The 8,928-nt window shown below is 57.3% G+C and carries 8 protein-coding genes; 6 read left to right on the top strand and 2 right to left on the bottom strand.

From position 1 onward, the window contains the following. Positions 1-9: 9 nt before the first annotated feature. A complete protein-coding gene (locus OXF42_05960) occupies positions 10-903 on the bottom strand; it encodes a YicC family protein (protein ID MCY4047629.1) in 894 nt (297 codons plus the stop codon). Positions 904-938: 35 nt separating this feature from the next. Here OXF42_05960 and dapB point away from each other — a divergent pair, with 35 nt between their 5' ends. From dapB to dcd, 6 genes are all read left to right on the top strand, one after another. Then, positions 939-1,658, top strand: a complete 720-nt coding sequence (dapB, locus tag OXF42_05955; protein MCY4047628.1) for a 4-hydroxy-tetrahydrodipicolinate reductase — start codon at positions 939-941, stop codon at positions 1,656-1,658. An 85-nt stretch (positions 1,659-1,743) separates the two neighbouring features. After that, a complete protein-coding gene (yajC, locus tag OXF42_05950; GenBank protein MCY4047627.1) occupies positions 1,744-2,127 on the top strand; it encodes a preprotein translocase subunit YajC in 384 nt (127 codons plus the stop codon). Next, positions 2,124-3,710, top strand: coding sequence for a protein translocase subunit SecD (gene secD, locus OXF42_05945; protein ID MCY4047626.1), 1,587 nt, complete (start codon positions 2,124-2,126; stop codon positions 3,708-3,710). The genes yajC and secD overlap by 4 nt, the downstream gene beginning before the upstream one ends. Then, positions 3,707-4,600: a protein translocase subunit SecF gene (gene secF / locus OXF42_05940; GenBank protein ID MCY4047625.1), complete on the top strand. Its 894-nt coding sequence runs from the start codon at positions 3,707-3,709 to the stop codon at positions 4,598-4,600. The genes secD and secF overlap by 4 nt, the downstream gene beginning before the upstream one ends. Next, on the top strand, positions 4,600-5,634 hold the full coding sequence (gene pheS / locus OXF42_05935; GenBank protein MCY4047624.1) for a phenylalanine--tRNA ligase subunit alpha: 1,035 nt from the start codon (positions 4,600-4,602) through the stop codon (positions 5,632-5,634). The genes secF and pheS overlap by 1 nt, the downstream gene beginning before the upstream one ends. Before the next feature lie 19 nt (positions 5,635-5,653). After that, positions 5,654-6,214 (top strand): dCTP deaminase, encoded by a 561-nt coding sequence (gene dcd / locus OXF42_05930; protein MCY4047623.1) that lies wholly within the window; start codon positions 5,654-5,656, stop codon positions 6,212-6,214. A 14-nt stretch (positions 6,215-6,228) separates the two neighbouring features. Here the strand turns inward: dcd and OXF42_05925 are convergent. Next, a partial coding sequence (locus OXF42_05925) for a putative Ig domain-containing protein (protein MCY4047622.1) occupies positions 6,229-8,928 on the bottom strand: 2,700 nt, incomplete at its 5' end.

The raw sequence follows: 8,928 nt of genomic DNA, 5'->3' as shown, positions 1-8,928 counted from the left end.
GTTTCAAAACTACTCAACATTCTGAACCTGCTCACGCGCCTTTTCTATCTCAGACCTCAAGTCCACAGCAAGGTGGGAAATGGCGGGAGACTTGGACTTGGCGGAAATCGTTCCCGCCTCCCTGTTCATCTCCTGAGCAAGAAAATCAAGCTCCCTGCCCACCGAGAAATCCGTTTTGGCGACAAACTCCCTGAAACGGACAATGTGCGAGTCCATCCGCACCAACTCCTCGGTTATGTCGCTCCTCTCAACAGACAGCGCCATCTCCTTGTAAGCATCCGTCCCCTCTTTTTCCAACGCCGATATTTTGCGCTTCATCTCCGCCTCGTAGGAAGAGCGCTCCCTCTTTATCTTCCGCACAATGGCGGCGCACTTTGAAATGCGCGACCGCAACTCCTTTTGAAGACGTTTGCCCTCGCGCCTTCTGCTGTCATCCAGTTCCGCAACGGCGGCGGCAACCGTCTTTGTTACCGGAGACGCCGCAACCCGGCGCGAAGCGGCGGGCGGCTTCACAAGACCGCCAAAGGAAAGTATCTGGTCAATCGTTATGTCGCCCTTTATGTTCAGCTGCTTTTTCAGTTTCCTCAGTCCCGCAAGCGCGGCGCGCGCCCCGCCCATGTCTATCTCGGCTTCGGGACCCCCCGCGCTCTCGCAGGAGACGGTAAGTTTCACTTTGCCGCGAAGCACGGCGCGGGAAAGGCGGTCGCGTATGCCCCGCTCCAGAGACCCCGCCCCTTCGGGAAGGGAAATCCGGGCGTCAAAAAACCTGTGGTTTTCGCTCCGCGCCTCAACGGTCAGGCGGACATTGCCCGCTACCGCCTCGCTCCTTCCAAAGCCCGTCATGCTTCTCATATCTTGCCCTATGCGCGTCCGGCGTTTAATCTGTTGCGCGGACGGCTTCATTCTATCCTACCCGCCGTCCGGAAAAGATGGGAAACATGACAAAAATATCAATCGCGGGAGCAGCCGGGCGCATGGGCGCGGCGATAGCCGCCGAGGCGCAAGAAACCAAAGGCGTTGAAATCACCGGGCTTTTTGAAAGCCCCAAGCACGGGGCGGTCGGCGGCAAAATTGCCGGCGTTCCGGTTTCGGGGGGTGTGAAAAACGCGTCTGCGGGAGCGGATGTGATTGTGGACTTCACCGCCCCCGAAGCCACGATTGAGTGCGCCCGCTGGTGCGCGGCGGAGGGCAAGGCGATGGTTGTCGGCACTACGGGATTTACACCCGCTCAAGTTCGGGAGATGGAAAGTCTGGCGGGGTCGTTTGCGTGCGTGATGGCTCCGAACATGAGCGTGGGCGTCAACCTGCTTGAGGAGCTGGCGCGGATTGCGGCGGAAAAACTTGAAGGGTTTGACACGGCGATAGTTGAAACCCACCATGCGGCAAAGAAGGACGCGCCCAGCGGAACGGCGGCGGCGCTCGCCCGCGCGGTGGCGGCGGGCGGCGGGAAAGAGCCGGATACGTTGTCTGTGCGCGGCGGAACGGCGGCGGGAGACCATACGGTAATGTTTCTTGGAGGCGGCGAAAGAGTTTTGCTTTCCCATGTGGCGGAGGACAGAAAAATCTTTGCCTCAGGCGCGGTGAAGGCGGCGGTATGGGTTTGCGGCAAGCCGCCCGGAATATACGGAATGAGGGAGGTTCTGGGGCTGGGCTGTTGAAAAAAGGCGCGGTTGGTTTACAATCACCGCATCCCGGCGGTTTTGCCGGAACATTTTAAGAGTATCTTTCGGAGGATTTGTTGCCGTGAAAATTCTGGACGGAAAAATGTTTGCGCCCGCCGCGCTGTTTGTTGTTGTATTTGCGTTTGCCGCCGAGGCGCTTGCCGAGGCGGGGGCTCAGGGGCAGTCGTCCCCGCTTACCGGGCTCGCCCCCTTCGCGCTCCTTTTTGTGCTGTTTTACTTCCTGATAATACGCCCGCAGCAGAAACGCAGCCGCCAGCGTCAGCAGATGCTCAAGGACCTCAAACGCGGCGACTCCGTGATAACAAACGGCGGCTTATACGCCACCATTACCGAAATGGGCGCAACGGAAAACGACCCCATAACGCTTGAGATTGCAAAGGGCGTAACCGTGAAGGCAACCGTTGCGTCCGTGGCTTCAAAGGCCGAAGAAAAGGCCGGAGAATGAAGGTGGGCGGAGTTTCCAGACTCTGGCTTACCGTTGTCGCGGTCTTTGCCGTCCTTTCGGCGATATTCCTCGCCCCCAACGTTTTCGGCGACAAACTGCCCGGCTGGTGGTCAAAGGCGTTCCCCTCAAGCGGGATACGCTTGGGGCTTGACCTCAGGGGCGGGGTGTTCATCCAACTGGGCGTGGAAACCGACAGAGGCGTGGGGCGGCGGCTTGAAACGGTGGCGGCGTCCGTCCGTGAAGAGTTTGACGACCCCGAAACCGCCATAGTCAATTCCGGCGTTAAAGACCTTGTTCTCTCAATGGAGTTTGCGGACGCCGCAACCCTGGCAAAGGCTCGCAGGGTTGTGGAGAGAAGGTTTGAAGAGTTCATCGCCGAGGCGGAGGGAAACACGTTAAGGATTTTTGCCGAACAGTTCGGCATGGCGCAAATACGGGACGACTCAATGGAGCAGGTGCGGCAGGTTATAGAAAACCGCGTTCTTGACTTCGGCCTCGTAGAGCCGTCCATAACAAAACTGGGCTCGGACAGAATAGTGATACAGGTTCCCGGCGCTTCGGAGGGAGACAGGGACAGAATCGTTGACATCATCAAAAAGACCGCCGTTCTGGAGTTCAAAATAGTGCGCGGCGGCGGCTTCTCGCGTGAAGAGGCGCTCACAAACGCGGAAGTGGAGGAGGAAAGCGAACTCGCGGAAAAGGAACTTGCGGTTCACCCGTCCTACGAGGGCGGCAATGAGAATTTCTTTGTAACGGAGGCGGCGGCGCAGGTTACCGGAGAGCACATATCGGACGCGCGGCTCATATTTGACCAGTTCGGCGGCCCGGCGGTGTCTTTCAGTTTTTCAAGCCAGGGGGCGGAAAAGTTCGGAAGACTTACCGAAGAAAACATAGGCAACCGGCTGGCAATCGTTCTTGACGGCGTTGTAAAATCAGCCCCGGTCATCCAGAGCCGCATCAGTTTTGAGGGGCAGATAACCGGCTCATTCACTCAGGACGAGGCGAGAGACCTCGCGCTGATACTGCGTTCGGGGGCTCTTCCCGTTCCGGTTTCCGTGCAGCAGGAACAACTCATAGGGCCCTCTCTGGGCAAAGACTCCATACAAAAGGGGAAACTTTCCATGCTTGTGGGCGGCGCGCTGGTGATTGTGTTTATGGCGTTTTACTACCGCGCTCACGGCATAGTGGCAAACATCGCCCTGGGGCTGAACATGTTTTTGATTATGGGTCTGCTCGCGTCTCTGGGCATCACCCTCACCCTGCCGGGAATAGCGGGCATAGTGCTCACGCTCGGCATAGCGGTTGACGGCAACATCATCATATTTGAGCGGGTAAGAGAGGAAATGCGGGCGGGCAAGTCTCACGTTCACGCCATTGAGACCGGATACGGCAGGTCTGTAAGGACAATCCTTGACGCCAATGTTACCACGCTGCTCGCGGGGTTTGTGCTGTTCTGGTTCGGCAACGGCCCCGTCAAGGGCTTTGCCGCCACCCTGTGCGCGGGAATTGTCTGCACGGTGTTCAGCAACCTGATAGTGGCGCGCCTCATATCGTCCGCCGTGTGGAGGGAAAAGGCGACGTGAGGGTTTACAACTTCACATCATGGTTTGGCCGGACGGCAGTTTTCTCCGTGCTGGTGATAGCGGCAAGCGTTGCCGCCATAGTGGTTGACGGAGGCCCGAAACCGGGGGTTGAGTTCACCGGCGGAACGGAGGTTCACATCAAGGCGGGCTCGCCGGATTCCCCTTCAACCGAGGCGGACACAAGGGATTTGTTCACCTCCGCCGGCTACCCGCCGGTTTCCGTTCAGGCGTTCGGCATTGCGTCATCGGGCGAGTTTCTGGCAAAGTTCGCCCCCGGCGACCTCCCGTCTGACAGGGTGAACGCCTTCAAAAAGGATTTCACCTCGGCGGCGGGAAACACCCCGCGCTTCACAGGGGCGGAGATATTGAGAATAGACTATGTGGGCCCCAACGTGGGGCGCGAGTTCGTCAGGAAAGCCGTGGTGGCTCTGGCAATGGGCTGCATTGTTGTGCTCATCTATCTGATATTCAGGTTTGAAACCGGATACGCCACGGGGGCGGTCGCCGCCCTTGTGCATGATGTGGTCATAACCATGGGCGCGCTCGCCCTTGCGGACAAAGAGATAACGCTCTCCATAGTGGCCGCGCTTCTGATGGTTGTGGGTTATTCCGTTAACGACACCATTGTAATTTTTGACCGCATAAGGGAGACGGTGGCGGGCGAGGACAAGCCCGGCAAATTTACGGACTCGGTCAACACGGGAATCACGCGCACTCTTTCAAGAACCATTCTCACAACGATAACAGTTTTCATAGTTCTGATTCCGCTGTTTTTCCTCGGCGGCTCCGTTATACATGATTTCGCCTTTACACTGATGGTGGGAGTGCTGGCGGGAACTTATTCGTCAATCTTCGTGGCGACAAGGTTTGCCGTTATGATGAAAAAATGATGAGCGACCCCCGGCAGGCTCTGGAACGCGCAAACACGGAGACCGAAAAGGCGCGAAAGGAAATGAAAGCGGCGGCGGACGAGCCGTCCGTTCACCGCGTCAAATCCCTTTACACGGGCAAAAACGGCTCGGTAACCCTTATGCTTAAATCCCTCAAAAATCTTCCCCTTGAGGAAAGGCGGAAGGTCGGGACATCTCTCAACGGCGCGCGCGAGGCAATTGAGGGGTTTGCGAGGGACAGGATAGACGAAATCAGACGCGAGGGCGGGCAAAGGTCTCTCGCGGCGGAAAAGACGGATATTACCCTTCCCGGCCGCGGCGCGGAGGCGGGCTCTTTTCACCCCGTCAGTCTGGTAACAAAGGAGATATCCGGAATTTTTGAAAGGATGGGCTTTTCCGTAATGGACGGCCCCGAAGTGGAACTTGACTACTACAATTTTGAAGCCCTGAACATTGCAAAAGACCACCCCGCGCGCGACATGCAGGACACCTTTTACATATCGGACGAGATGGTTTTGCGCACTCACACCTCGCCCGTTCAGATAAGGGTTATGGAAAACCGGCGGCCTCCGCTGCGCGTTGTGGTTCCGGGCAAGGTTTACAGGTGCGACAGCGATGTTTCCCACTCGCCGATGTTTCACCAGATTGAGGGGCTGATGGTTGATTCCGGCGTGAGTTTTGCAAATCTCAAGTCCGTCATAACGGGTTTTGTCGGCGCGTATTTCGGAGAGAAGGCAAACGTCAGGTTCAGGCCCAGTTTCTTTCCGTTCACCGAGCCCAGCGCCGAGGTGGACATAGAGTGCGTAATCTGCGGGGGCGGCGGCTGCAATGTTTGCAAAAAAACCGGGTGGATAGAGGTGCTCGGTTGTGGAATGGTTGACCCGCAGGTGTTCAAAAATGTGGGATACGACCCTGACGGGGTTTCGGGTTTCGCCTTTGGAATGGGCGTTGAGAGGATGGCGATGCTGAAATTCGGCATAGATGACATACGGCTTTTCTTTGAAAACGACATAAGATTTCTCCGGCAGTTTTAGCCGGAAAGGGAGGAAAAAAATGGGAATTAAATCAGACTCATGGATAAAAAGAATGGCGCGGAAGCACGGGATGATTGAGCCGTTTGTTCAATCGCAGGTAAGCAAGGGGAAGATCTCCTACGGGCTTTCGTCCTACGGTTACGACATCAGGGTCAGCAACGAGTTTCAGGTCTTCACAAACATCCACAACACGTTTATTGACCCGAAAAACTTTGACACGAAATCGTTTGTGCCGATCAAGGGGGATTGTGTTATCCCCCCCAACTCGTTTGCGCTTGCCAGAACCGTGGAGTATTTCAGAATCCCGCGCAGTGTTCTTACGGTGTGTGTGGGCAAGTCCACATACGCGCGGTGCGGAATCATAGTGAACGTAACCCCGTTTGAGCCCGAATGGGAGGGGTTTGTAACGCTTGAGATTTCAAACACAACGCCGCTTCCCGCAAAGATATACGCGGGCGAGGGCATAGCGCAGGTTCTCTTCTTTGACGGGGACGAGGTGTGCGAAAGGTCTTACGCGGACAAGAAGGGGAAATACCAGAAACAGAAAGGCATAACGCCGCCCAAAATTTCAAAGAGGTAGCGGAGTTCCGGGACTCAAAACGCCCCGCCGTACCGCAGGTAGCCCCTGTGCTCCGTTTCATCGCGGGACGCGCGGGACAGCGCCTCATACCCGGCGGTCAGGCCGCCCGAAACTTCAACATCAACACCGCCGGACCTTGAAACCGCCGTTCCGTCCTCCATGCGGCTGCGGGCAAAAAACGTCATTACCCCGCTCTCTCCCATAAACGGAACGCCGTAACCCGCCTCAACCCCGTAACGCTGTCCGCCGTCCGTGAAACCGCCGAGTTTTGAGATACCGCGCTCCCAAAGTTCATCCCTTCTGTCGTTGGTCGCCCCCCATTGCGGGCTGAAATTAACATAGGGGCCAGTCCCGTCGCTGGTGTATGACCACAGGAGGTCGCCCGAAAAACCCCACTCCTCCACACCGTCAAAACCGGAGAGAAGCGCCCGCCCCGCGCCTGAAAAACTCAACCCCCAGGACGGAATGGTCACCTTGAGGCCGCCCCCCGTCTCAAACCCGCTTCCGGTTTCCGCATCGCCGAAATCGGCGCGGTATGCAAGGTCAAAATCGCCGCCGATATTGCCGTCCGGCCCCAGAGGCCGCCCATACCCGAACTCAAGCCCGAAACGCGCCGTGCCGGCCTCCGCATCCAAACCACCGGAAATATCCTCCGTCATCCGGACAAGCGAAACATCCCCCGTCACATCAAAGTTCACGCGCCCCGACCCGGCCCTTAAGTTGCCCATAACCACGCTTCCGCCCGCCCCCGCAGTCAGAAGGCGTATGCCGCTTTTGTAGCAATCGTCCGGAGAGACGCAAACCGCCCCCTTCCGGGCAACATCAATGTCGCCCGTGCCGTAGCCCACCGTTCCCCAAAGCGTGGAGCGGGGAGCGGGCTGCCAGCCGATATACGGATTGACAGTCCACGCCGAGGTCTCATGCGCGAAGACCGCCGCGCCCCGTCTGCGGAAATCCATGTCCGCGCTGAACAGGTTTGCCGACACGCCGGTCAGCAGGTTGGACAGAATAAGGGTGTCAGCCCCGACTATGCCGCCGGTAAGGCCGCCCTTAATTGTTGCGTCTTCGCTGACATCAATGTTGCGGCTGTATCCGTGCCCCCACACCCTGAATCCCGTGGACTCGCCGGAATCGTAATAAGAGTTGCCCCACTCAGACGCCGCAAGGGTGAACGCAAGGTCTGACAAATCAATCTCCGGCACCTCCGCCCGCTCATTGCCGCGGGACGCCTCGGCGGCGAGAAACCGCCGCCAGTCTTCGCCCCGGACATACACCCCGCTGCGAATGCCTCCCGAAAACGCCTCCCGTACCCTGTCCCGTACCGCTCCCGACGTCTCATAGGCAACCGCAACCGCAACCCTTGCCAATGTCCGCCTGTTCGCCTCTTGGATTTGAGATTCATCATTGTCTCTGATTGTGGCGACCACCGTAATCATGTCCGCATCTCCCGGAAATCTTGCGTCGCCTGAAAGGCTGTGGAGTGTAAGAATGACTGTTTCGTCCTCCTCGTGTTCACCGTCATCCTTTAGCGAAAGCACAATTTGCTGCGGCTCAACGGAGAAGGGGGGAAAGATCAATGTGCCTATCGGCGCGGCGTCCCGCTCAATGACCGTGTAGTCCGAGTCCGGACCGAAAGGCGTTGCCGTGCCGCCGATGGTGAGGTCATAGTCAACCGTTATCGTCTTCGGCGCAGCCCAGTCAAGAGCGATGGAAAAAGTCAGCGTCCTGTAGCTTTCAGCCGCGTTTTGAGCGGCGGGGGAAACGGTCAGCCGGGGCGGGCGCGGCTCCAGAATTGTAAGACTGAAAACCATTGTCGCGCTGTCGCCGTTATGGTCCGTTGCCGTAACAGTGTATTCCGTGCGTTCTTGCTCCGTGTTCGGCGTGCCGAAAACATTATTGTTACGGGAATTGTGACTTAACCCGTCAGGAAGAGAAGGACTGACCGTATAGGTTATCGGCTCATTGCCGCTGCCTTCCCTTACTTCGGGCAGGGCGATCCTCCGGAAATAGTCGCGAAGAAATATCTCGTTAATCTCGGACGACAAGTCGGCAAATACGGGCAATGAGTCTTCCTCAACGGTAATGGTGAAAGGAAATATCGCCGCATCCCCGTCCTCGTCCCTTGCCGTCAGGGCGTATGTGGTCTCCCCCTGCACGGCGGTCGGAGTTCCGCTAATCGTGCGCGTGTCCCCGTCAAAATTCAACCCCTCGGGCAGGCCGTCCACCGTGTAGGTCAAAGCCCCGTCGCCGCCTATGGCTTCGGGCAATTCCAAGTCTTCTATTGTCGTGTTGACAACATATGTTTCGCTGACTGCGGCTTGCTCGCCGAAGTCGGGCCGCAAGTCCGTGGGAGGGGGAAGAACCTCAATATAAAATTCCTCTTCTCCCACAACCCTGCTTCCGTAATTAACCGTAATCGTGTAAACAGTCCATTTCTGCTCGGCAACCGGGACACCTACAAGACGGGTTGTTTGAATCCTTGACTGTTGGTCTCCATGGACAAGCCTGAGGTCCGCCAAAGGGCTGGTACTGAAGTCGGAATACTCCCTCTCAAATTCAAACCCCTCGGGCAGGGGCGGAGATACGGAGTATTCTACCTCCCCACTAAGGGGAATGTTCATTACATGAAATGTGAACGCCCTGTTTCTGTCACCGCGCTCTCCCACATGGTATACGCTGTCTTCTCCGTTGCGACGCCTTATGCCGTTTCTGTA

This window comes from Candidatus Dadabacteria bacterium, from assembly GCA_026708565.1.
Lineage (GTDB): Bacteria > Desulfobacterota_D > UBA1144 > Nemesobacterales > Mycalebacteriaceae > Mycalebacterium.
The sequence above is the reverse complement of the archived record's forward strand: the minus strand, read 5'-3'. Positions and strand labels throughout refer to the sequence as shown.

Coding starts and splice junctions, on each gene's coding strand:
- OXF42_05960 (MCY4047629.1), bottom strand. CDS start 903: ATGAAGCCGTCCGCGCAACAGATTAAACGCCGGACGCGCATAGGGCAA.
- dapB (MCY4047628.1), top strand. CDS start 939: ATGACAAAAATATCAATCGCGGGAGCAGCCGGGCGCATGGGCGCGGCG.
- secD (MCY4047626.1), top strand. CDS start 2,124: ATGAAGGTGGGCGGAGTTTCCAGACTCTGGCTTACCGTTGTCGCGGTC.
- pheS (MCY4047624.1), top strand. CDS start 4,600: ATGAGCGACCCCCGGCAGGCTCTGGAACGCGCAAACACGGAGACCGAA.
- dcd (MCY4047623.1), top strand. CDS start 5,654: ATGGGAATTAAATCAGACTCATGGATAAAAAGAATGGCGCGGAAGCAC.